Raw genomic sequence first — 24,701 nt, forward strand, 5'->3', positions numbered from 1 at the left:
AGAGACGAAGGGTTACTTCCCGTCTTTAATAACTGCGCCTTCCCTCAGGTTCTGAACTCCTTCCACTGCGATCTTTTCCCCCTCTTTAAGTCCTTCTTTAACAATCACGTTAGCGCCCAGAGAATTCCCCAGCACAACGCGCCGCTGGCTAACTTTACTGCTATCGCCTTCTACGTAGACAAAATATTCACCCAACTGCTCGGTAACCGCTTTGAATGGGATCACCACGGATTTAGCCGAAGAATTATTGAGAACACGGACCGTTCCGCTCATGCCAGAGCGAAGCCTGTTGTCCTTGTTTGCGAAGACAAGTCTGGTTTTGATCGTTCCGGTCTGTGGGTCGACGGCGCGGTCTATCAAAGCAATTTTCCCTGTGGCAGGATAAATATCATTTCCGAATTTCAACGTAAATGTGGAGTCAGCAGCCTTTGCATTTTTCATCAAAGTCGAAAACCGGTAAATTTCTTTTTGATCTACGTTGAAATCGACCGCCAGCTGGTTATCGGTAGAGACTGTGTTCAAGACAGTCTGGCCCGCTGTTACCGCGGCACCTACTTTCACCATTGAAATGCCAATCACGCCATCGAACGGGGCAGTTACCTTTGTATAATTTACGCTGGTCTGAACGGCCTGAATGTTTGCTTTGGCAGCCTCGGCTTGCCGCTTGGCCACTTCCAGGGCAGCATCCGCATTGTCGACCAGCTGCTTTGCCACCGCGTCATTTTTTTCCAGCTCATGGTAGCGGTCTGCATCCTTTTGAGCGCGTGCAAGATTGGCCTGCTGAACATTCAAATTAGCCACTGCCTGGTCATAATTAGCATTATAAAGCTGGGCATCGATGGAGTAAAGAAGCTGTCCTTTTCTCACGCGGGAGCCGTCCTTAAAATGGATGCCGGTGATAAAGCCAGTTACTTGCGGGCGAAGCTCAATCTCATTCAGTGCCGTAACCGTTCCGGGATATTCGTCATGGTAAGCTGCATCAGCTGTGGACACTGCTATAAGGGAAACGGGAACTGCCGGAGGCGCAGTAGGTTGCTGCTGCTGCTTGTTTTTATCTCCGCAAGAGCTTAGCATGCTCAAAAAAAGTGCTGCGGAAAAGTATGGTAATTTATTTGAGAACATATCTTGGTATTTTTTCAATTTTATCTCTTAACTAGGAAACAAGCAGGCGGGGCCTTACCTGCTAATAATTCATTTGCCCAAGGGCTTTCTGCACATCAATCTTGCTAGCCAAAGTCTGGTAAAGCGCGTTGTAGTAACTAATGCGGGCCAAACGAAGATCCGTTTCTGAGGTTACCACTTCCAGATAGGTTTTAATTCCGGACTTGTATTGAAGCTGGATTACGTCGTAGACCTCGCGGGCCAGGTCCATGTTCTCTTTTTGGGCCAAAAGATTAGTCAAATTCCCTTTATAACCTGCCAGCGCCTGAGCGTATTCGGCGCTTACATTCATTTGAAGGCCTTTGATGTCCCAATCCAGCCGTTTGATTTGCCATTCCGCCGCTTTTGCGTTCGCCTTTCTTTTGCCACCCTGGTATAGCGGAAGCGAAAGGGTCAAAAGACCAAATGAATTGGGGTAGTTCCTACTGTAAAGATCAGTGAACTGGTTGTTTTGGAAATTGAGGTTGTAAGCCCCGTTCAGGGAAATGTTGGGCAGGTAGCTCCATTTGTTATATTGAAGATTTGCCTCCAAAAGCTTCTTTTGTGTGCTCAGCAGCTGATATTCAATGCGTGAATTCAAATCCAGGTTTTGCATCGTATCCAGAGCGATCTCCCGCTCCATCTGCAAGGTGTCATAGCTGATCTCCAGAGCTTGATTGGAAGGATAGCCCATCAAAGATTTAAGAGATTCGAGTTTGGCTTTCAAAAGCTCTTCGTTGCTTTTCTTGCTCGCTTTTGTATTGTTGAGCGAAATCGTCGCCCGCTTGAAATCGATCTTATCGGCAATTCCGGATTTGTACTGATTTTCTGCATCCTTCAAGCTTCTTTCCAGCCGCTGAATGTCCTCCTGGGCCACATCGATCTGCTGTGTTGTGGCCAGCACATCATAAAATGCTTTGGAAACATTTACTGCAATGTCGGTCTTATTAAAGGAAGTATTCTGACTTGCCTGCAGAAGAACGTCCCTTTTTGTTTGGTTTGCCAAAAGCACATCACGGTTAAAGATCTGCTGCGACAATGTGAACTGGGCCGCAGAAACGTTGCTAACCCCGAGCTTTACAGGGTTACCGGCAATAATGCTGGTTTGAACAATGAAGTTGTGTTGCAGATTGTAGTTAAAATTAATCTGCGGATACCAGTCAGCAAGCCTGCTGCGGATCTGGTTTTCTGTAATACGCTCGTCGATCAGCGATTGCTGAACTATGGGCTGGTTTTTAATGGCGTAGTCAACAACCGCCTGCAAAGTTGCCTGCTGTAATAAGGGCGCCTCTTTGGAACTTTCCTGAATGGCCTGAGAAAATATAGGGCAAAAAGAAGTGAGTAAAAGCAGTGCCGAGCTAAGCGCCAAACGCATTGTTTTTTGTGGCTTAGACCAATACTTCATGTAGATTTTTATTTGATGAAACAGAGTGATTAGTTGCGCTTTGGGTCGCGCCGTTGAAAATTGATTTCGGCTTGTCAGCTATCAGTGGGAATAAAATCAAGAATACTGCCGAAAATCAAGGGGTGGATCAGTGATTGCATAATAGGCTCAGGGGCTATAATTTGTATACAAACGGTGACATAATGAAGGTGGGTTTCTGCCATCAGGGTCTTCCGATTTGTACTTATTAAGGATTTAACAGCCGGAATAGTTTCACTGTACTGTGTAAAACTTTTGCCTGTGGAGCAATATTCTTTTAATAATCAAACTTTTAAAAGAAATTATACAGAAAGCTGAATCCCATCTAATTTATGCCCAGGATTGCAGTATTCAGGGGCGGTTACATAGCAGTCTCGAAGGTTACTTACAGCGTTTTGGTCTGGGGCTGCGGCAGGATTTTTTCAATGATCCCGGCAAAAACAATGACCAGCACGCATCCTATAAGGTTTAGCCATAAGAAGGCCGTCAGGTCAAGCCAGTAGCTGAGAACCACGAATATTTCGCCTAAAATGCTCGCAAAGAAAACGGCCCTGCTGCCGATTTTGGGAAAATAAAACGCGACCAGGAAGATGCCCAGGATTACACCGTAAAATAATGATCCAAGAATGTTAACCGCCTCGATCATACTGCCAAGGCGCGAGGCGTACTGGGCAACACCAATGCAGAATATCCCCCAAAAGAATGTGGCCCAGCGCGAGGCAGCTAAATAATTAATGGAATCATCATCTTTATGCACCATGCGCTTGTAAATGTCGACAATGCTGCACGAAGCCAGCGAGTTATAGGCAGAAGCCACGGAACCCATGGACGCCAGAAGGATCACCGCGATTAAGAGACCAACCATTCCCACGGGTAAATAATCGATCACAAACCTTAAAAAGATATAATTGACATCATTGATTTCGGCTCCATTGGCTTTGGAAAGCACGGCTCCGGCCTGCTTGCGCACATCCTGGACCTGGCTCTCTATTTTAGCAAGCGCAGTTCTTGACTGTTCAATCGCCGGCTCGTCATCTTTCTTTAAAGCGCGCGTAAGCTCCAAAACATGCGGGCGCTTGGCCGCTTGAATGGCATCGTGCTTGTCTTCGAGCGTTTTGTACTGGTTGGCATACTGCGTTTTTCTTACTTGCTGCACGGCCGTTTCATTGAAGAACAGCGGCGGGTTTGTAAATTGATAAAACGCAAACACCAGCACGCCTACAAGCAGGATCATAAACTGCATCGGGATCTTCAAAAGACCATTCATGGCCAGCCCCAGCTTACTTTGGCCCTGAGAGCTTCCCGTCAGGAAACGCCCTACCTGCGACTGATCCGTCCCGAAATAGGAAAGTTGCAGGAAAAAACCGCCGATCAGTCCCGACCATACATTATATCGGTTGTTGAGATCAAAAGTAAAGTCGATCAGATTGATCTTGCCCATCTTGCCAGCCACATGCAGCGCGTCGCCGAACGAGACTTCGTCGGGCAGAAATTTAACGACCATCACACCTGCCACAACCATCCCGACGGTAATAATTCCCATCTGCTGCAAGTGCGTGTGCGAAACGGCGCGGCTGCCGCCTGCAATCGTGTAAAGCATGACGATTCCGCCCGAGATAATGTTGGTCCAGGTAATGTCCCAGCCCAGAATGGCAGATAGGATCAACGATGGCGCGTATATGGAAAGGCCTGTGGAGAGCCCGCGCTGCAGAAGAAAAAGGAACGAGGTAAGCGCGCGCGTCCGAAGATCAAAGCGCCTCTCTAAAAATTCATAGGCCGTAAATATTTTAAGCTGGCCAAATTTGGGAACAAACGTGATGCACAATACCACCATCGCCAGCGGCAAACCGAAGTAAAACTGAACAAAACGCATCCCGTCCGTGTAAGCCTGACCCGGGGCCGATAAAAAAGTGATCGCGCTGGCCTGGGTAGCCATTAATGATAAGGTGACGTGATACCAAGGGAGCGACTGTCCCGCCAGCAAAAACGAGTCCATGGTTTGTGTTTCGCGGCTGCGATAAATCCCGTAGGCAACAACAAATATAAGTGTGAGTGAGAGTACGATCCAGTCCAGAGAGCTCATTGAAAATGGGTCATAAATAAATAGAAGAGGACAATCAAAAGGATAAGGGTGCCTATGAGCAGCTGATAGAGCCGTTTCCAGCTACTGACAAATGGAGGCAAGCCATCGCGGTCCTGCGGGACCCGATCCTGCGGACTATTTTCAATTATTTTCATTAAGAGCAGTCAGAGTTAGGGCAGCCATCAACCGGGCATTGTACCACCGGTAAAAATAGAACGGTTTTTACATTGTTTTAGCATACAAAATGAAAATTGGGATGAACGGGGTGACTGCGGGGGACGCTTTCCTGGCACGGAAAAATAAAAAGAGACAACCTGGATGACCAAATTGTCTCTTTCAAATCATGAAGGCATTTATGACCAGAAACTCCATAAGGAAATGTATCAACTCTCAGAATCCTTTGCTCTCGAAAAGCAATGAGCTGGCTATTATACGCTCTCTGCCGCAAGACGCTCCAGACATTCGGCAAGGCTGTCTCTCCAGTAAGGGATCTGAATTCCAAAAACGGTTTTTATTTTCGTCTTATCCATTACCGAGTAAGCCGGGCGAACTGCTTTGGTAACATATTCTGATGTTTTGACAGGATTTAGCTTTACCGAAGTCTGGCTAATGTCAAACACGGCTTTTGCAAAATCATACCATGACGTAACGCCTTCGTTACTGTAATGGTAAATGCCATATTCTTTGCTGTCAGATGCAATGATATCCAGAATGGTGCCGGCCAGATCAATCGCATACGTAGGAGAGCCCACCTGGTCCACAATCACGCCAAGCTGGTCTCTTTCTTTACCCAGTCGAAGCATGGTTTTGACAAAATTGTTGCCGTATTCAGAGTAGAGCCAGCTTGTACGTAATGTAAAGTGCGCAGGCAAAACCTCTGCAATAGCAACTTCACCCTCTAATTTTGTGAGGCCATAGATATTTTCCGGCTCCGTAGGGTCTGTTTCGCTCAAAAGGCCAGTAACATTACCTTTAAAAACAAAGTCAGTAGAAATGTGAACAAGCGTAGCGCCATGTTCGGCGCAAGCTTTTGCAATATATGCAGCCCCATTCCGGTTCACTTTGCGGCAGATTTCCTGCTCATCTTCCGCTTTATCCACCGCTGTATATGCGGCACAATTGATTACAAACGAAGGTTTTTCTGTTGAAAATAACTTACCAAGAAGCTGTTCGTCCAGTATGTTCCCTTCCTGTTCAGAGGGGAACGAAATGTCATTGATATTTCTTTCAGCTGCAACTTTTTTCAGGCAACTGCCTAGTTGGCCCGACGCGCCGAGAACTACTATTTTCATTAGATCAATTTAGGTTTTGTGTAAATATAGAAACGGATGCTTAATCAAATGAAAAGGCCTGACAGAAATATTATCTATCAGGCCTTCTCTATATAAAATTATTGAAGCCAAACCTTACTGACCGCGACCAAGAACCATCACCTGCACAGTTCTAAATATAAGACGAACATCATCGAACACGCTGTATGATTTCAAATATTGAAGGTCATATTTCAAACGCTCAACATTTTTCGCCACCGTATCAGCATATCCAACATTGATTTGACCAATGGATGTAATGCCAGGCTTAACTGTTAAAAGTCGCTGAAATTCATGCGGAGCCGCTTCCATCAGCATATCCACATCATATTTATATAAAGGTCGTGGCCCTACGACTGACATTTCACCTTTCAATACATTAATAAATTGAGGCAACTCGTCAAGCCTTGATTTCCTGAGAACGCGCCCGATCGGGGTGATGCGCGGGTCATTATCTCCCTGTGAATGTTGCAAACCCATTTTGTCTGCATCTACACGCATACTGCGAAATTTATAGATATAGAACATTTCGCCCCATCTTCCAGAACGCTGTTGTTTAAAGAACACTGGTCCGGGAGATGTAATTTTGATAGCAGCCCAAACCAGGAAGAATATGGGAGCGCCCAGAATCATCACAATTACGGAGAAAACAAGGTCGAAACTGCGTTTAAGCGTTTGCTCATTGAAGCTTGAAAACGGCTTGGTATTCACCTGAATGATCGGATACATGTCGTGATACTCGATAGTAGCCATGTTGGTCATGAAACCTCTGAAATCCGGAACAAGCCGAATTTGTGTTTTTAGGCGCTCACCAAGTTTAATCACGTCCCGAACCTGATCATCGCTCATTTCTGATAGGCAGCAGTAAAGGTAGTCAAGTTGGTTTTGTTTAACCGCTGCTTCGAGGTTACCAATGTGATTTTGATTGCTATCCAATTCAAACATTCCATAGTAACGGTAACCCAGCTCTTTGCGCTCACCGTAAAACTCACGTATTAATGAAGCCAGATCCCCTTTACCAACAATGGCGTAACGATTGTAATTGTAGCCAGCTTTGCGGTATAGTTTCAGAAATAAAACGGCTCCTGCTCTTGATGCTGTGGATAGGGTTACAAACACAACATAAGTTGCTAAAAACTGATACCTGGAATACTCCTCGCCTTGCTTGGTTAGATATAAGAAAGCCATCATTACGGCTCCATGTACAAGCACTGCTTTCAGAAAATTGGCAAGCTGCGTATTAAAATGGTAGGAGAGGCGGGTAAATAAATAGGTTTTTAAAATATGGATAGTGAATATCCAGACAAGGTTCGCTACAAGCAGTAAATTGATGTAATTGTTCGGAAGAATACCCGAGTTGGGCTCAAAACGCAATAAATATGCTGAAAGAAACGACAAATTCAGCAGAATTACATCGGTCCACAGATGGGCCTTTGGAAGAAAGCCAGGATAGTGATTTTTCATATTGATAGACGTTGAGTTGAATCAGTAACAACCGTGAGTTGATTTCAACAGCCTCAAAGGCGTAGTATAAAAAAAATGCAACTAGCACAGCAATACAATACTACGCAAATTTGGATAAAAATAATGACATCGGCGATTTTTTCTTTTAAATATTTCAAGAAACCGGAAACTTGACCAGTGCTTAGTCGAGACTCCAGTTTGATAAATATCGGCCATCTTAACCCTCTAATGTGCCGATTCAGCCTAAATCCTGCGGGATTGTCTGCAATTGTTAAATATAATTCTCTTTAAGGGTTTTTGCCGAACGCCCCATAGCCAATTCCAAATGGCAGATATTCAAAACTAGGTTTTGTCATCATAAAGCTTGATAAAATATTAGTCTTAGACGCACCTGACGCACGAATTACCCATAACATATGGAGCTTTATCAGCTAAACTATTTGTATTAGAATTGATAAATATATCTCGAGTGATTGTAGAATTAATTAGTAATTACTACAACTACTTGTTATGTTTGTTATAGCAAATAATGGAAATGCGTAAATCAAATGGGATATTTAGACATATACACATCACCGTTAACAGAAAAAACCGCTTCTCACTTACTGAGGAGGGCGACTTTTGGGCCAACACAGCAGGAGATAACAAGCCTCACCGGCATGACTGCTACTCAGGCGGTTGATCTTTTAATAAGCAATGCTTCTTACCGTGCAACGCCACCGCCGCCTGTCGAATTAGAGGCAGGTCGGAGCGATTCGGGGCAACCGTTTTTGACAAAGCCATTCACATCTGCGCGTGTTGCTGCATATAATAGCTATATCCAGTTTTGGTGGATAGGGTTAATGACCGAACAAACAGGTCGTCCTTCTGTTCTTGACAAACTGACTGCGTTTTGGCAAAATCATTTTGTTGTGGCATTTAGTGCGGTCGAAGACTATCGCTTAATTGACCGGTATTTGAGGTTGTTAAGGCTAAATGCGCTGGGTAATTTTAGGGAAATGACGATAGGAGTTACCAAGGATCCGGCCATGTTGATGTATCAGAACGGGAATGAGAACGAAAAGGAGCATCCCAATGAAAATTATGGTCGGGAGTTGCAAGAATTGTTTACCGTAGGTCAAAAGGATTTTGCTGGAAATCACAACTATACTGAGCAAGATGTGAAGGAGGCAGCTAGAGTGCTGACCGGGTGGCAAGTGGTAAATTCTTTTAAAGAAGGTTCAACGACTTTTGGTTCGACTTTCAACCCAGACCGCCATGACACGTCAGAAAAGAATTTTTCTTCATTTTATAATAATAAGACTATTACGGGACGAGCTGGACAAGCGGCTGGTGATGAAGAGTTAGTTGACTTAGTTAATATGTTATTAGGGCATCAGGAAACGCCGAAATTTATTTGTAGAAAACTATACCGATGGTACGTTAACCCAAACGTTACACAAGAGATAGAAGACCAAGTCATTATCCCACTAGCCAATTTTTTTGCAAGCCCTGAAAATAATTTCGCCATTGCTCCGGTCCTGAAAAAGCTTTTAACAAGCGAAATTTTCTACGATGTCCGGAACATTGGTGCTATTGTAAAGTCGCCCGCTGAGTTTATGATAGGGGCAGTGCGGATGTTTGATCTGCCAGTTCCTGATTTGACCACAGAGTACGGGCCATTTCGTATCATGATGAACTACCTAAATAACAGCATGACTGTCCTACAACTTAATTTCTTGAACCAGCCATCTGTTTTCGGATCTCTTCCTTATTACCAAACTGGTTATTCCAAAAACTGGATTAACGGTACAACACTTGGGCTTCGTGGCGCTCGAACTGACGCATTCACTGATCCTTGGCTGGAGATCAAACCTGGTTATCTTTTAGGGGTTGATCTTCTAAAAAGGTTGCGATCCATTCAGCCTAACTTTTCAGACGTGGCGAATACTCCTGGAATTACTTGTGAGCAAGTTTTGAAAGAACTGACCAGAAACCTCTTCAGTACGGAGCTATCGCAAACTCAGCAGGACTTTTTGATAGATAACATTATGATGATGAATAATAGCGCCCGCGGAACCTGGGTCAGGGAATGGAATGCTTATCGAACGGCTCCAACCGAATACCCAAGGCAAACTGCGGTTCTTGTAAGGTGTAAGGCGCTGATGAAACATATGTTAAGAATGGCTGAATATCAATTGTTTTAACCGAAAACTATGAAAAGAAGAGATTTCTTTCGCGCCGCATCCACTGCGATGGTTCCGGTTATGTTAAATGGCTTTGGAGTTAAGTCTTTAGCGAAAAGCTCAGCCCTAGTCCAGTCATTAGCAAACGTTTCAGCGCTCAATAATGACCGCATTCTAGTAATCATCTATTTGGGTGGAGGCAATGATGGCTTGAACACCGTTATTCCGTTAGAATACTATTCAAAATACAATGAACTACGAAGCAACATAGCTATTCCAGAAAATCAGGTATTGCGTCTGGCTGGAAATTTGGAATCAGGATTTCACCCTGCTATGACGGGCATGCGTGAAATGTATGACGAAGGTAAACTGGCAATTATTAATTCGGTTTCTTATCCAAATCCAGATCAATCACATTATCGGTCTACTGATATATGGATGACCGCTGTGGACTCTACACAATATTCTAATTCGGGTTGGGCGGGGCGTTATCTCGGCGATCGGTTTGCTGGATATCCGGCAAACTACCCCAATGCCACGATGGAAGATCCATTGGCAATTCAAATCGGTCAGATAAGTACCACGGCATTACTCGGTACCAATCAGTCAATGGGCATAACGCTTCAAGACCCTAATACTTTTTATCAGTTAATAGGAGAACCCCGGGTTACTCCTGGAGACGGTCTGCCATGTTGCGATGCAGGCGAGTTAGTTGCTTTTATCAGGCAACAACAGGTGCTTGCAGTGGGGTATGGTGCCGAAATAAAGGCGGCGGCAAGCGCAGGAACGAACCTGGCCACATATCCGGATGCCTCCGCTAAAAATAATTTAGCCGAACAGCTAAAAATAGTCGCCAGACTTATTCATGGAGGATTGAAATCCAAAATTTATTATGTCGAGTTGGGGGGGTTTGATACACATGCCAATCAGATAGGATCAACTAGTGTTGAAGGAACTCATGCAGAGTTGTTGAAAAAGCTATCTGATGGTGTAGCAGCGTTTCAAAAAGACCTGAAACTACAAGGTACTGAGGATCGTGTGCTTGGCATGACATTCTCAGATTTTGGCCGGCGAGCTACTTCGAATGCATCAAATGGGACAGATCATGGCATCGGTGCACCTATGTTTGTTTTTGGGACGGGAATCAAGCGACAACTTATCGGAACCAATCCGGACTTGATCAATGGACTACTGCCACCTACTCCTACACAGTGGGAGACCAACCGTGACATTAAGATGCAAATTGATTTCCGAAGGGTATATGCAGATATTTTAAATGACTGGTTTGGCACAGCAGGCTCAAAGACAGACCAACTTCTTTATAAAAACTTTAAGACCACTTCGCTCTTTTCTGACGTGGTGCAAACCATAGCATCGGGGGCCTGGCCCAATCCCGAGATCTGGTCTAATGGACGCGTTCCTAATGCCACATCTATTGTGAAAGTGAATACAGGGCACATTGTTGAAGTCGGGCAGAACATTACTGCCAAGAGCATCAAAGTTGACGTAGGAGGAGAATTAAAATTCTTAGGCGATTACAGTGCGAACATCAACGGCTAAAATTCCCATAGCGACAAAAATTCATATCATGAAGAAGTTTTATTTCATCATCTTTCTGCTGTCTTGTATTTCATGGATGTCCTATGGCCAAAATGCTATTATTGTCACAGAACGATCTGGCGCGGGTGGGATAGTAAGTTTTTCACCTAACTCGAAGCTGACTGGCATAAGTGATCAAAGATTCGTCGATGGATATGTTAAAAAAAATGGAGCTGGACATTTTGTGTTTCCTGTTGGAGACAACGGTAGTTACCGGCCATTTGCAGCAGAAGCAGACGGGACGGTAGGCGCCTATTTTCAGGAAGATCCGAATATTGCATCGGTCCCCGGAGGCGGACCTTTTAGCGTTTCCAGTAAAGATGCCGTTATCAGTACTGTCAGCAATAAGGAGTTTTGGGACATTTGGGGCACGAATGCTACTCGCCTAACACTATCTTGGAATGCTCAGAGTGATGTTGCAAATCTAACAGGCAACTCCTTACCAAACCTCAGTATTGTTGGATGGAATCAAACTTTGTCACGCTGGGAGAAGATCGCCTCAGCAGTGGATGAAGTTAATGTGCTTGGCGGATCAAGCACATTAACTTCCGGATCCATAACGACTATTCAAAACATAGTGCCCGAACTTTACAACGTTTATACCCTAGCGTCATTGAATGTTGTTTCCACGCCAGTTAATTATAGTGGCGTTCTTGAAGTAGCTAATTGCAATGAAATCAAAGGGTATATCTGGGACAAGAGCTATCCCGATGCTGTACTCACAGTCGAATTTTTGAATGGCAGTACTGTATTTGCTACTGCTCAGGCTAACACTTTCAGGGCGGATTTGCAGAGCGCCGGAATAGGAACTGGAAAGTACGGTTTCGCTATTCCAATGCCTGCTGATTTGATAGATGGGCAAGCAAAACAGATCAGCGTTCGTGTGAGGGGTAGCAATTACCTGTTAACCGGATCGCCAATAACAGTGAATTGTGCTTATGAAGGAAGCTTGGAAATTGCTGATTGCAATACGCTCAAAGGCTGGGCAATGGATAGGAACAAACCGGATAGTGCATTTACATTGGAGCTTCTGGAAGGAACAACCGTACGTGCTACTGTGGTGGCGAATCTTTATCGAGAGGATTTGAAGAATGCAGGAACGGGTACAGGCAACTACGGTTTCGAAATACCTGTGCCCAATTCATTGAAAACCGGGAAGCCTGTTCAGCTAAGCATTCGGGTGAAGGGGACAACGTACATTTTACCAGGATCTATAAAGACCATAACTTGTGGCGCTCCTCAGTATTACGGCAGTTTCGAGCTAGTGGATTGTAATACCGTTTATGGGTGGGCTTGGGCAGGCAACTATCCAGATTTACCGTTAACCGTGGAGTTAGTTGAAGGCAATATAGTACATGCTACAGGAGTCGCTAATATATATCGACAATATCTGAAGGACTACAACATTGGGAATGGCAAGTATGGATTTAGTTTCCCGCTTCCCACATCACTAAAAAATGGTCAGGCCAGGCAATTAAGTATTCGCGTTCAAGGGACTACTTATATTTTACCCAATTCTCCTAGGTCAGTAACTTGCGCAGCGCCTCCTCAGTTTGCAGGTAAATTCGAGACTGCCGACTGCAACTCGGTTCAAGGGTGGGCCTGGGCGAGCAATTACCCAGATTCTTCATTCACGGTCGAGCTAATGGAAGGCAGCACGGTCTATGCGACAGGAGTTGCCAAGGTTTACCGTGCCGATCTGAAGGCCGCTGGAACGGGAACAGGCTACTATGGATTCGACATTCCACTTCCATCCGCATTGAAGAGTGGCCAAGCGCGTCAGTTGAGCGTCCGCATCAAGGGGAGCACTTATGTCTTGCCGGTAACTGCACCCAAGTCGGTGACCTGCGCTGCGATCCCTCAGTACTATGGTAGCTTTGAGGTGGCAGACTGTAATTTGATCCAGGGCTGGGCATGGGCAAGTAATTATCCTGACTCTGCCTTTACGGTAGAAATAATGGAAGGCACCACCATCCATGCGACTGTTGTCGCTAACATATACAGGCAATATCTGAAAGACTATAACATTGGAACCGGCAAGTATGGGTTTAGTATCCCACTTCCTGCTTCCTTGAAGAGTGGCCAGCCGCGTCAGCTAAGTGTGCGTGTGAAGGGCAGCACCTATGTGCTTCTTAATTCTCCCAAAACGGTTACGTGTGCGGCATTACCAGACTATGCGGGTTTGCTTGAAGGGGCAGATTGTGATCTGGTACGTGGCTGGGCCTGGGATAAGAACTATCCTAATTCGGCATTGACTGTGGAGTTGGTAGAAGGCAGTACAGTGTATGCAACAGCTACAGCCAACACCTACCGTGCCGACTTGTTGAGTGCGGGCACAGGCAGTACAGGTAATTATGGTTTTAGCTTTGCGCTTCCTGTGGCCCTGAAAGATGGCAAGTCCCATAACCTGAGCGTGCGTGTGAAGGGCACTGGTTATAACCTATCGGGTTCACCCAAAGCAGTAAGCTGTGCAGCGGTGTCGCTTTACGGCGGAATATTTGACGGGGTGGATTGTAATTCTGTGCGTGGGTGGGCTTGGGACAAGAACTATCCTAATTCGGTATTGACCGTTGAGTTGGTAGAAGGCACCACGGTGCATGGAACAGCTATCGCCAATGTCTACCGTGCTGATCTAGTGAATGCAGGCGCTGGAAGCACAGGGAAGTATGCATTCAGCGTGGCCCTGCCCCCGAGCCTTAAAGATGGGCAAACCCACCAGTTAAGTATCCGGGTTAAAGGTACAAGCCATATATTATCAAGTTCTCCAAGGTCGGTGACTTGTGTAGCTCTGCCTCAATACGGGGGTAAGTTTGAGACTGCCGATTGCAACTCGGTTAAAGGGTGGGCCTGGGCGAGCAATTTCCCAGATTCTTCATTCACTGTTGAGCTAATGGAAGGCAGCACGGTTCATGCGACTGCCGTTGCCAAGGTTTACCGTGCGGATCTGAAAGCGGCTGGGACTGGCACGGGTTATTATGGATTCGATATTCCCCTTCCGTCCGCATTAAAGAGCGGGCAGGCGCGTCAGTTAAGCGTCCGCATCAAGGGAAGCACTTATGTCTTGCCGGTAACTGCACCCAAGTCGGTGACCTGCGCTGCGATCCCTCAGTACTATGGTAGCTTTGAGGTGGCAGACTGTAATTTGATCCAGGGCTGGGCATGGGCAAGTAATTATCCTGACTCTGCCTTTACGGTAGAAATAATGGAAGGCACCACCATCCATGCGACTGTTGTCGCTAACATATACAGGCAATATCTGAAAGACTATAACATTGGAACCGGCAAGTATGGGTTTAGTATCCCACTTCCTGCTTCCTTGAAGAGTGGCCAGCCGCGTCAGCTAAGTGTGCGTGTGAAGGGCAGCACCTATGTGCTTCTTAATTCTCCCAAAACGGTTACGTGTGCGGCATTACCAGACTATGCGGGTTTGCTTGAAGGGGCAGATTGTGATCTGGTACGTGGCTGGGCCTGGGATAAGAACTATCCTAATTCGGCATTGACTGTGGAGTTGGTAGAAGGCAGTACAGTGTATGCAACAGCTACAGCCAACACCTACCGTGCCGACTTGTTGAGTGCGGGCACAGGCAGTACAGGTAATTATGGTTTTAGCTTTGCGCTTCCTGTGGCCCTGAAAGATGGCAAGTCCCATAACCTGAGCGTGCGTGTGAAGGGCACTGGTTATAACCTATCGGGTTCACCCAAAGCAGTAAGCTGTGCAGCGGTGTCGCTTTACGGCGGAATATTTGACGGGGTGGATTGTAATTCTGTGCGTGGGTGGGCTTGGGACAAGAACTATCCTAATTCGGTATTGACCGTTGAGTTGGTAGAAGGCACCACGGTGCATGGAACAGCTATCGCCAATGTCTACCGGGCTGATCTAGTGAATGCAGGCGCTGGAAGCACAGGGAAGTATGCATTCAGCGTGGCCCTGCCCCCGAGCCTTAAAGATGGGCAAACCCACCAGTTAAGTATACGGGTTAAAGGTACAAGCCATATATTATCAAGTTCTCCAAGATCGGTGACTTGTGTAGCTCTGCCTCAGTACGCGGGTAAATTCGAGACTGCCGATTGCAACTCGGTTAAAGGGTGGGCCTGGGCGAGCAATTTCCCAGATTCTTCATTCACCGTTGAGCTAATGGAAGGCAGCACGGTCTATGCGACAGGAGTTGCCAAGGTTTACCGTGCCGATCTGAAGGCCGCTGGAACAGGAACAGGCTACTATGGATTCGACATTCCACTTCCATCCGCATTAAAGAGTGGCCAGGCGCGTCAGTTGAGCGTCCGGATCAAGGGGAGCACTTATGTCTTGCCGGTAACTGCACCCAAGTCGGTGACCTGCGCTGCGATCCCTCAGTACTATGGTAGCTTTGAGGTGGCAGACTGTAATTTGATCCAGGGCTGGGCATGGGCAAGTAATTATCCTGACTCTGCCTTTACAGTAGAGATCATGGAAGGAAGTACTGTACAAGCGACTGCTGTTGCCAATATATACCGGCAATATCTGAAAGACTATAACATTGGCACGGCCAAGTATGGGTTCAGTATCCCATTTCCTGCTTCCTTGAAAAATGGTCAACCCCGTCAGCTAAGTGTGCGTGTGAAGGGCAGCACCTATGTGCTTCTTAATTCTCCCAAAACGGTTACGTGTGCGGCATTACCAGACTATGCGGGTTTGCTTGAAGGGGCAGATTGTGATCTGGTACGTGGCTGGGCCTGGGATAAGAACTATCCTAATTCGGCATTGACTGTGGAGTTGGTAGAAGGCAGTACAGTGTATGCAACAGCTACGGCCAACACCTACCGTGCCGACTTGTTGAGTGCGGGCACAGGTAGTACAGGGAATTATGGTTTTAGCTTTGCGCTTCCTGTGGCCCTGAAAGATGGCAAGTCCCATAACCTGAGCGTGCGTGTGAAGGGCACTGGTTATAACCTATCGGGTTCACCCAAAGCAGTAAGCTGTGCAGCGGTGTCGCTTTACGGCGGAATATTTGACGGGGTGGATTGTAATTCTGTGCGTGGGTGGGCTTGGGACAAGAACTATCCTAATTCGGTATTGACCGTTGAGTTGGTAGAAGGCACCACGGTGCATGGAACAGCTATCGCCAATGTCTACCGGGCTGATTTAGTGAATGCAGGCGCTGGAAGCACAGGTAAGTATGCATTCAGCGTGGCCCTGCCCCCGAGCCTTAAAGATGGGCAAACCCACCAGTTAAGTATACGGGTAAAGGGTTCCAGCCATATATTGTCCAGTTCTCCAAGGTCGGTGACTTGTGTAGCTCTGCCTCAATACGGGGGTAAATTTGAGACGGCCGATTGCAACTCGGTTAAAGGGTGGGCCTGGGCGAGCAATTTCCCAGATTCTTCATTCACTGTTGAGCTAATGGAAGGCAGCACGGTTCATGCGACTGCCGTTGCCAAGGTTTACCGTGCGGATCTGAAAGCGGCTGGGACTGGCACGGGTTATTATGGATTCGATATTCCCCTTCCGTCCGCATTAAAGAGCGGGCAGGCGCGTCAGTTAAGCGTCCGCATCAAGGGAAGCACATATGTTTTGCCAAGTTCTCCAATTACTGTTACCTGTGCGGCCTTGCCTGATTATGCGGGTCTGCTTGAAGGAGCAGATTGTGATCTGGTGCGCGGCTGGGCCTGGGATAAGAACAACCCAAATTCGGTTTTGACAGTAGAACTGGTAGAAGGCAGTACAGTGTATGCAACAGCTACGGCCAACACCTACCGTGCCGACTTGTTGAGTGCAGGCACAGGCAGTACAGGGAACTATGGTTTTAGCTTTGCGCTTCCTGCTTCCCTAAAAGATGGCAAGTCCCATAATCTGAGTTTGCGTGTGAAGGGCACTGGTTACAGCCTGTCGGGTTCGCCAAAGACACTAAGCTGTGCCGCTGCGTCGCTTTATTTTGGGATATTTGACAGCGCGGATTGCAACTTTGTGCGTGGCTGGGTCTGGGACAAGAATTACCCTAATTCGGTATTGACTGTTGAGTTGGTAGAAGGCACCACAGTGCATGCAACAGCCATTGCTAATATTTACCGCGCAGATTTGATAAACGCCGGGGCTGGCAGTACAGGGAAGTATGCATTCAGCATGGCTTTGCCCCAAAGCCTTAAAGATGGGCAAACCCACCAGTTAAGTATCCGGGTAAAAGGTTCAAACCATATATTGTCCAGTTCTCCAAGGTCGGTGACCTGTGTAGTCCTGCCTCAGTACGCGGGTAAATTCGAGACGGCCGATTGCAACTCGGTTAAAGGCTGGGCCTGGGCGAGCAATTTCCCAGATTCTTCATTCACTGTTGAGCTAATGGAAGGCAGCACGGTTCATGCGACTGCCGTTGCCAAGGTTTACCGTGCGGATCTGAAAGCGGCTGGGACTGGCACGGGTTATTATGGATTCGATATTCCCCTTCCGTCCGCATTAAAGAGCGGGCAGGCGCGTCAGTTAAGCGTCCGCATCAAGGGAAGCACATATGTTTTGCCAAGTTCTCCAATTACTGTTACCTGTGCGGCCTTGCCTGATTATGCGGGTCTGCTTGAAGGAGCAGATTGTGATCTGGTGCGCGGCTGGGCCTGGGATAAGAACAACCCAAATTCGGTTTTGACAGTAGAACTGGTAGAAGGCAGTACAGTGTATGCAACAGCTACGGCCAACACCTACCGTGCCGACTTGTTGAGTGCAGGCACAGGCAGTACAGGGAACTATGGTTTTAGCTTTGCGCTTCCTGCTTCCCTAAAAGATGGCAAGTCCCATAATCTGAGTTTGCGTGTGAAGGGCACTGGTTACAGCCTGTCGGGTTCGCCAAAGACACTAAGCTGTGCCGCTGCGTCGCTTTATTTTGGGATATTTGACAGCGCGGATTGCAACTTTGTGCGTGGCTGGGTCTGGGACAAGAATTACCCTAATTCGGTATTGACTGTTGAGTTGGTAGAAGGCACCATAGTGCATGCAACAGCCATTGCTAATATTTACCGCGCAGATTTGATAAACGCCGGGGCTGGAAGTACTGGGAAGTATGCATTTAACATGGCCTTGCCCCAGAGCCTTAAAGATGGGCAAGCCCACCAGCTAAGTATAAGGGTTAAAGGTTCAAGCAAAATATTGTCAAATTCTCCGAGGTCAGTGACCTGTAGTTCTACACTTCGGACAAATGAAGAGAGTGAAATAGCAACTGTCGGGGAGCGCGCGGATTCGGAAACTGATTTGGAACTGGTGCTTTCTCCTAACCCGACCAGTGGCCTGTTGACAATAAGAGCCAATCTTCAAGATAAGCAACAAGCCGAACTCTCCTTATACGATTTGAAAGGAAGGCTTATCTGGAACAAATCAGTGGTCGGACAAGCTGCGGCATATGAGCACATGCTTGATCTGAGACAACAAGCTTCCGGCACTTACTTGTTAAAATTGCAGACGCGTCAGCAAACGAAAGTAAAACAGGTCGTGCTGGTGCAATAAAGGGAAAATATCAAACGACTATTCAACAGACTAAAAAAGGAGGATAAATAAAAATTTCCTAAGATGTTGAATAGTCGTTTCTTTTGAATAAACCTTTGATGTACGCCTTGATCAGGAGAAAGGAAAAAAGTGAGTTGGTCACTGCATATCTTTTAAATAGTCTTCTTGGCTCCTGCATCAATCTGAACAACCACTCCAGACCCGCATTTTGAATCCATTCAGGAGCCCTGGATTGAAGTCCAACCATGACCGGCAACGCACCTCCTATTCCAATCATTGGCATATGAATCTTTCCATTCATTTTAGCCATCCATTTTTCCTGTTTCGGACAACCAAGTACAACAAAAAGTATTTTGGCTCCGCTGGCATTGATCAATTCAATGTCATTGAGCTCTTCCTGTTCTGTTAATGGCCGGAAAGGAGGGCTATGCATTCCCCCGATTTTCAGTGAAGGGTATTTTTCATCTACAAATGATGATGTTTTCGCCAACATTTCGGGCGAGCCTCCGTAAAAGAATATCGGAATTGATTTTTGTTCTGCCGTTCTGAGAATGTCTGGCAAAATGTCCATTCCAGCGACCCGGTCCTGGTGAATACCATACAGCAATTTCAAGCCCCAAACCAAAGGCATTCCGTCTGGTGTGCAAATTTTAGCACTGTTGACAATTTTAGAAAAATTCGCGTCGAGATATGCTTCCACAAGCATATGTACATTAGAAACGCAGATGAAGCAACTCTCTTTTATCGCGGCAAGTTGGAAAAGCTGTTCAAGGAACGAATCATAGCGCCCAACGGAAATTCCGATTCCTAATAAATTTACTTTTTTCATCAGATATTGTAATAACGTTGAAGTTGCAATGGGGATATCACTTGCCTTTTGGCTGCTTTTCCCACTTTTCGGAAATCCGTTTCTTTAATTCCGGATTGAACCGGAGCTTATCAAAATGGTTATCTTTCATTTGAATTTTCGTGGAATCACTTTTATGAAAACGATAATCCTCATTTTTAATGTTGGATACTACATTGCCCACCACTAGAAAGTCAGATGAGCCTTCATCAAAGAAGAAACCGTTATTCCATGCACCGATTGCATTTTTGGAACGAGGGATAGTTCTGATGTAGTTGTTACGGTATACGGAGCCAGTTTGTTTTCCGAGGGTATAAATTCCCCCTCCATCAGACAAGGTCCTCATTACATCATGAATGTAATTATCCTCCACCAGGTTATGCGTTGTATAACTATCCTCAAAGGTATAAGTCCATCCAACACTTATTCCCGTATATGGCAAATTATATATCTCGTTGGACTTGATTATATTATGATTTGCCTGCATAATACCGATCCCAACCCCTGATACAAAAAACAGTCCGCAATCCGAAATGTTACAGTTTATCACCTGATTAAATGAGGGTGACTTTGTAGCTGGCCAAATCATTCTTCTGGCACCTGAAATATTTACTCCAATCAAAATTCCACCACCGCCGATATCATTAATGGTAGCATTGATTATACTGTTTTTGGTGGAAAATTCACTGATCCAAATAGCGTAATTACCTAGATGCGTAAAAGAACAATTCTTAAATGTGCTGTTCTTTGTTCGTTCCAGAAGAATGGAGGCACCGCATTCCATAGCGGCCTGTCCCGATGAAAAACCCTCACTAAAATCGAGCCAGTCGAACTTCTTTAAATTGGTGACTTTGTTTTTTTCCTCAACATTGTTAAACCCCCATGCCGGGTTGGTATAACTGAAATTGATGTCGGTGAATTTCAAGTTGTTTACGAAAATATTATTCTTTGCATCTCCTTTCGCAATAAGAAGCGTGTCTAATAGAGGAGCGGTGAAGCGAAGTTGGTTTGGGTTTTCAGCCGCATGTGAATAATACAACACTTCTCCTGTTTTGTAGTCCAATAACCATTCACCCGGCTTATCTAGAAAATCCCGTGAATTTTCAATTCTAAATCGTACCCTTGGGCTATAAAAGCCAACAGGAAACATCGATGGATTTTTAAAATACAATACACGGTTCTTACGATCAATATCTCTGACAGTCTGCCAGGAAGCCTCCCAGCTATTGTAAACAATCACTTCCGATCCCAATATATTTTTTGCCGAATCCAGAGTGTTGCCTTCATATGCGAATCCACAAAAAACATCAATGGAATCCTTTACCATTCTTCTTATTGCAGGCCACTCCCAGGCTTTAAAAGCAGAAGCGAATTTGGGTATTGGCCCTTTGGTAAATAAAGTGTCAGACGTAGCGCGTTGGAGTCGTTTGTTGTTTACAAAAAGTGATCGAAAAACGTCCTTTTTTTTAAATGAAGGAATTTTTAGCTTCCAGACATTCTTTTTGTCAGTTTTAACCCATTGGCCTTTCAGTTGCTTTCCACCGCTAAAAGTCACTGATTCTCCCGGGTAAGCCATGTACTCCACAGTAGTCAACGAATCTCCTGCGTCATCAGGGCCAAAAGAAAGAGGCGTATCGAACTCGTAAATGCCTTTTCTGATAATGACCTGCACATTATCACGCTTATCTTTTCTACTCCTGATTAATTGCTGAATTTTCCGAATGTCCGAATAGGGCTTTCCTACAGACCCATCAGCATTCTTTTGAGATTTGGTAGCCAGGTAGTATTTAACGGTCTTTTGCCCATATGAATGATATGTGGACAAAAGGGCTATAAGCAATAATAATGTTAGTTTTTTCATTTGTTTTTCCAATGCTCAAAAAATCCTTTCCCCTCGCCGCGCAACCACGCAATTGTTTCACTTACATTATTCTTCAAAGAAGCATCCGCCTGCCCAAATAGTTCAATAGTAATCTCTGTCGGAGCGGGATAATCCTCGATCATGTTCTGGAATCTTTTTGAATAAAGAGGGAATGGGACCTTTACGGATCTTAATAGGTCTCCCCCCTTCGCAACTCCCTGAAAAATAAATTTCGGTAACCTTCTTATCTTTTTGTCATTAAGCTGGACTGAAATCTCATTGAGCCAGAGATACGAATCAACAGGAGCGTCGCCTACATAAAACATTTTATGATTTACCACTTCCGAAGGAGCGACAAGTATTTGATAGATTTGATGTACAATATTTTTTACGTAACCATAAGTTCGCATAACGGGATGCTCCACGGGATGAAAATACATTCCCTTGTCTATAACTTTCCAAAGTTCATTCGGATAACGCATGTGCCATGGCCCCCAGATATTAGTTGGTCTTACAATGGTCCAATTGCACGACAAGTTAGCCTGATGTGTATATTGCTCCGTTAAAACCTTACTTTGTCCATAAATGGTATGGGGCTGGAACTCGTCCATTCTTGTTGGAAGAGGCTTGTCATCTGATTTATAAACGTATTGTGTGGATGTTATAATCGCATTTTTAACGGATGGGAATTTCTTAATTACATTCAGGACATGTAGCGTCCCAATATGGTTCTCATTATAATCTTCCAGAACATCACTTAAAGTATCCGTGCGTGCAGCAAGGTGGATCACAACGTCTGGCTGATTGTCTTTGAAGGCCGCTTCCATTTGCTTTTCGTCCATGATATCTCCTTTCCTCCAGAAAGCCGACTGCTTCGAATTGATAGGAGGGTTTTTATCATAGTTGACTATATTATTATGCCCTTTTTTAATCAAAAGGTCAATTAGATTGGTGCCAATAAATCCTGACCCGCCCGTTATTAAAATAGACTTCATTTTAATGAATTAAAAAAGTTAATAATGTTTTTTTCGAAAACGCCAACTGAGTAGTACTGCTCGTAACTTGATCTGGCACCCTGTGAAAGCTGGGAATAAAGACTTTTGTCATTTAATATTTTCACGATCGATGCGGCCATGCTTTCGACGCCATGTACATCATGTATGTAACCATTATAGCCATCCGTGATTTGATTCACTACTCCTCTCCATTTCGTCGAAATGACGGGCAGGCCGCACGAAAAGGCTTCAAGATTAACGGTCGGGAAATTCTCGTGTTCAAAAAACGTTGGAAACAAGAACAGATCAGATTCATTGAAAACATTTATTTTTTCCTGACCAATCTTTATTCCATGATATGTGATTAATCCTTCTTTTACTGCCAGGTCAAGTGCATTTGCCTCTTTCGTTCCGAACGCCTTACCAACCACCTGTCCCCTGATTCTGGGGTCAATTTTATTGGCTCTCCTGATCACATCCAGATAATCCAAAATTCCTTTCGTCTCTCTGCAAACACCAACAAACAATACGCTGAATCGATCCTGATTTTGTTTTTGAATATCTCCCGCGATTCGCAAGTCATCTACGCCATATGGAATGATTGTAATGTCTTTACATTTCAGAAATAGAGGATCTGCTGTTCCTGATTCGCTCATGCATATCGAATAATCCGGATAGAAGAATACAAACTCAAAGGTCTTTTTAAAGAAGGGCGACAATGATTCATAAATATTAGTCAATCCCCCCGCATGGAAATGAAAGATTACTTTGAATCTGAGTAGCCGGACAAAAAACAACAAAATGATATCTCTGTAAATTGGAACTCTTTCAAATCCCGACGGCGGATAATATACATAGTCCGGTTTATATGAAAGCAGTGTATATATGATGGAAAATAAGATCTTGAAAAGCTTGAAAATTTTCATTAAACCCCATTTTCCAGTTTGGTCCATTTCCTCACTGAAATTCATCCGTATCAACTTATAGTCAAAATCGCTTTTGTCTAAAAACGAAACGATTTTTCCGATCATGATACTCTGACCACCGTAGGGTGGGGGAGTTTGGCCTATAATTAATATCTTTTTCGTTGAGTGGGCAATCATTTGAATTATTTTACAGCGTTTGCATTTTATCCGATTGAGCGATTCGTGTTATTGAAGAAACAGAGATTTCAGAAATTGATCAGGTTGATGCTCTTCGTAAAATCTTTTACATCCATCGGTATTAAAATGTGAATATTCGTTTTGAGCTTGTTCCATGGCTTGTGCGATCTGATTGACATCGAACGGGTCCGTGGTTTTCCCTAAGTTGTACTTATTAACCAGTTCTTGAATAAGCCCAACCGATGAAGCCAAAACATACATATTATGTTTGGCAGATCTTCCCAGCAAACCGCTGGATCCAAAGAAGTCTTTATAAATCAGCAATGAGATGTGGGATGTGGCATGGAGCTCATCCATCTCCGCATTGCTTACAAATTTGTTTTCTAGAATGATACGCTTGTTAGGGGCAAGGTTGTTTTTTACTTCTTCAACCAGCCTGGATATGGTACTAAAATACGCAGGTTTGCTGGAACCAATGATTTTTAACACCGTTGGCTGGGAGAATTTAGCAACCGAATATGCCCTAATGATATTTTCAGTATTTTTTCTTTCAGCCAATGCGCCAAATGCTAAAAGGGAGATCTCAGATTTATCTTTCTCCAAAATTTCTGATTGACTTTCAGTGTCATAAGAAAAGATCGGATCAGGAAGATGTTTGAATTTCTCCGTGCGGTAAAACTTGTTAAGATGGGCGACCCCGCTAGGGTCATTTAAAATGAAGATATTCTTAACATTTTTGTTCAGCCCAATCACTATAACTTCGGAAAATATCTTTTTTAAGGATTTAATTTTTGTATTTACAACGGTTTTAAGTTTGTTATTCGAAGGAACCGTTCTGTGGTGAGGGCGAAAATAGATTGTTGAGATACTTGTAGTTCCCTTATACAGCGACACAGGTATTTGAAATTTGTCCAGGTCTAGAAAATATAACATATCGGCCTTCAAGCCTTCTATCGCTGACAAAACCATCTTCCAGATCTGTGTCCGTCCTGACAAAGTGTCGACAAGATCCGCCTTAAAGTCTAAAAAAATCGTCTGAGCATCTTCTGGAAACCTTAGTAGCTCCTTTGCCTCAATATTGTATACGAATATCAGCTCGTCGCCAACAGCGCCGCCAAGAACCCTTTTGTAATTGTCGATTACAAACTGATTGTATCCAATATAATGTCCATTTTGTTGAATATTAACATCGCAAATGACTATTTTTTTATTTACTATCATCGTTTGAAAGCTCAGTTATAATCAAGTC

At 44.8% G+C, this 24,701-nt stretch carries 14 protein-coding genes; 3 read left to right on the top strand and 11 right to left on the bottom strand.

All coding sequences use genetic code 11. The annotated features are described in order from the left end of the window. Positions 1–12: 12 nt before the first annotated feature. From MUK70_RS00705 to MUK70_RS00730, 6 genes are all read right to left on the bottom strand, one after another. Positions 13–1,122 (bottom strand): efflux RND transporter periplasmic adaptor subunit, encoded by a 1,110-nt coding sequence (locus tag MUK70_RS00705; protein ID WP_234656762.1) that lies wholly within the window; start codon positions 1,120–1,122, stop codon positions 13–15. A gap of 61 nt (positions 1,123–1,183) precedes the next feature. Next, positions 1,184–2,545 carry a TolC family protein gene (locus MUK70_RS00710; protein WP_234656763.1) on the bottom strand — a complete coding sequence of 454 codons (1,362 nt, stop codon included), beginning with the start codon at positions 2,543–2,545 and terminating at the stop codon, positions 1,184–1,186. 403 nt (positions 2,546–2,948) lie between these two features. Then, complete coding sequence (locus tag MUK70_RS00715) at positions 2,949–4,646, bottom strand: sodium:solute symporter family protein (RefSeq protein WP_234607263.1); 1,698 nt, start codon at positions 4,644–4,646, stop codon at positions 2,949–2,951. After that, positions 4,643–4,801: a hypothetical protein gene (locus tag MUK70_RS00720; protein ID WP_234656764.1), complete on the bottom strand. Its 159-nt coding sequence runs from the start codon at positions 4,799–4,801 to the stop codon at positions 4,643–4,645. Before MUK70_RS00720 ends, MUK70_RS00715 begins: the two co-directional genes overlap by 4 nt. A gap of 273 nt (positions 4,802–5,074) precedes the next feature. Then, positions 5,075–5,938 carry a dTDP-4-dehydrorhamnose reductase gene (gene rfbD / locus MUK70_RS00725; RefSeq protein ID WP_234656765.1) on the bottom strand — a complete coding sequence of 288 codons (864 nt, stop codon included), beginning with the start codon at positions 5,936–5,938 and terminating at the stop codon, positions 5,075–5,077. A gap of 114 nt (positions 5,939–6,052) precedes the next feature. Then, positions 6,053–7,420, bottom strand: a complete 1,368-nt coding sequence (locus tag MUK70_RS00730) for a sugar transferase (protein ID WP_234656766.1) — start codon at positions 7,418–7,420, stop codon at positions 6,053–6,055. Positions 7,421–7,968: 548 nt separating this feature from the next. On the opposite strand from MUK70_RS00730, the gene MUK70_RS00735 reads away from it, so the two are divergent. From MUK70_RS00735 to MUK70_RS00745, 3 genes are read left to right on the top strand one after another with little or no spacing between them, the layout of a single operon-like run. Then, positions 7,969–9,606, top strand: a complete 1,638-nt coding sequence (locus MUK70_RS00735) for a DUF1800 domain-containing protein (protein WP_234656767.1) — start codon at positions 7,969–7,971, stop codon at positions 9,604–9,606. A 9-nt stretch (positions 9,607–9,615) separates the two neighbouring features. Next, a complete protein-coding gene (locus tag MUK70_RS00740; RefSeq protein WP_234656768.1) occupies positions 9,616–11,145 on the top strand; it encodes a DUF1501 domain-containing protein in 1,530 nt (509 codons plus the stop codon). Between the two features lie 28 nt (positions 11,146–11,173). Beyond that, positions 11,174–18,646 (top strand): T9SS type A sorting domain-containing protein, encoded by a 7,473-nt coding sequence (locus MUK70_RS00745; protein WP_244784609.1) that lies wholly within the window; start codon positions 11,174–11,176, stop codon positions 18,644–18,646. A 58-nt stretch (positions 18,647–18,704) separates the two neighbouring features. Here MUK70_RS00745 and MUK70_RS00750 read toward each other — a convergent pair whose 3' ends face one another. Genes MUK70_RS00750 through MUK70_RS00770 form a run of 5 tightly spaced genes read right to left on the bottom strand, consistent with a single transcriptional unit; the run spans position 18,705 to position 24,673 of the window. Further along, positions 18,705–19,475, bottom strand: a complete 771-nt coding sequence (locus MUK70_RS00750) for a WecB/TagA/CpsF family glycosyltransferase (protein WP_234655812.1) — start codon at positions 19,473–19,475, stop codon at positions 18,705–18,707. A 37-nt stretch (positions 19,476–19,512) separates the two neighbouring features. Beyond that, positions 19,513–21,354 carry a right-handed parallel beta-helix repeat-containing protein gene (locus MUK70_RS00755; RefSeq protein WP_234655811.1) on the bottom strand — a complete coding sequence of 614 codons (1,842 nt, stop codon included), beginning with the start codon at positions 21,352–21,354 and terminating at the stop codon, positions 19,513–19,515. Continuing rightward, entirely contained in the window at positions 21,351–22,349 is a 999-nt protein-coding gene (locus MUK70_RS00760) for an NAD-dependent epimerase/dehydratase family protein (RefSeq protein WP_234655810.1), read from the bottom strand. The genes MUK70_RS00755 and MUK70_RS00760 overlap by 4 nt, the downstream gene beginning before the upstream one ends. After that, positions 22,346–23,452 carry a glycosyltransferase family 4 protein gene (locus tag MUK70_RS00765; RefSeq protein ID WP_234655809.1) on the bottom strand — a complete coding sequence of 369 codons (1,107 nt, stop codon included), beginning with the start codon at positions 23,450–23,452 and terminating at the stop codon, positions 22,346–22,348. Before MUK70_RS00765 ends, MUK70_RS00760 begins: the two co-directional genes overlap by 4 nt. A 48-nt stretch (positions 23,453–23,500) precedes the next feature. Next, a complete protein-coding gene (locus MUK70_RS00770; RefSeq protein WP_234655808.1) occupies positions 23,501–24,673 on the bottom strand; it encodes a glycosyltransferase family protein in 1,173 nt (390 codons plus the stop codon). Positions 24,674–24,701: the final 28 nt, after the last annotated feature.

The organism is Dyadobacter chenwenxiniae (assembly GCF_022869785.1).
In the GTDB taxonomy this organism is placed as follows: domain Bacteria; phylum Bacteroidota; class Bacteroidia; order Cytophagales; family Spirosomataceae; genus Dyadobacter; species Dyadobacter chenwenxiniae.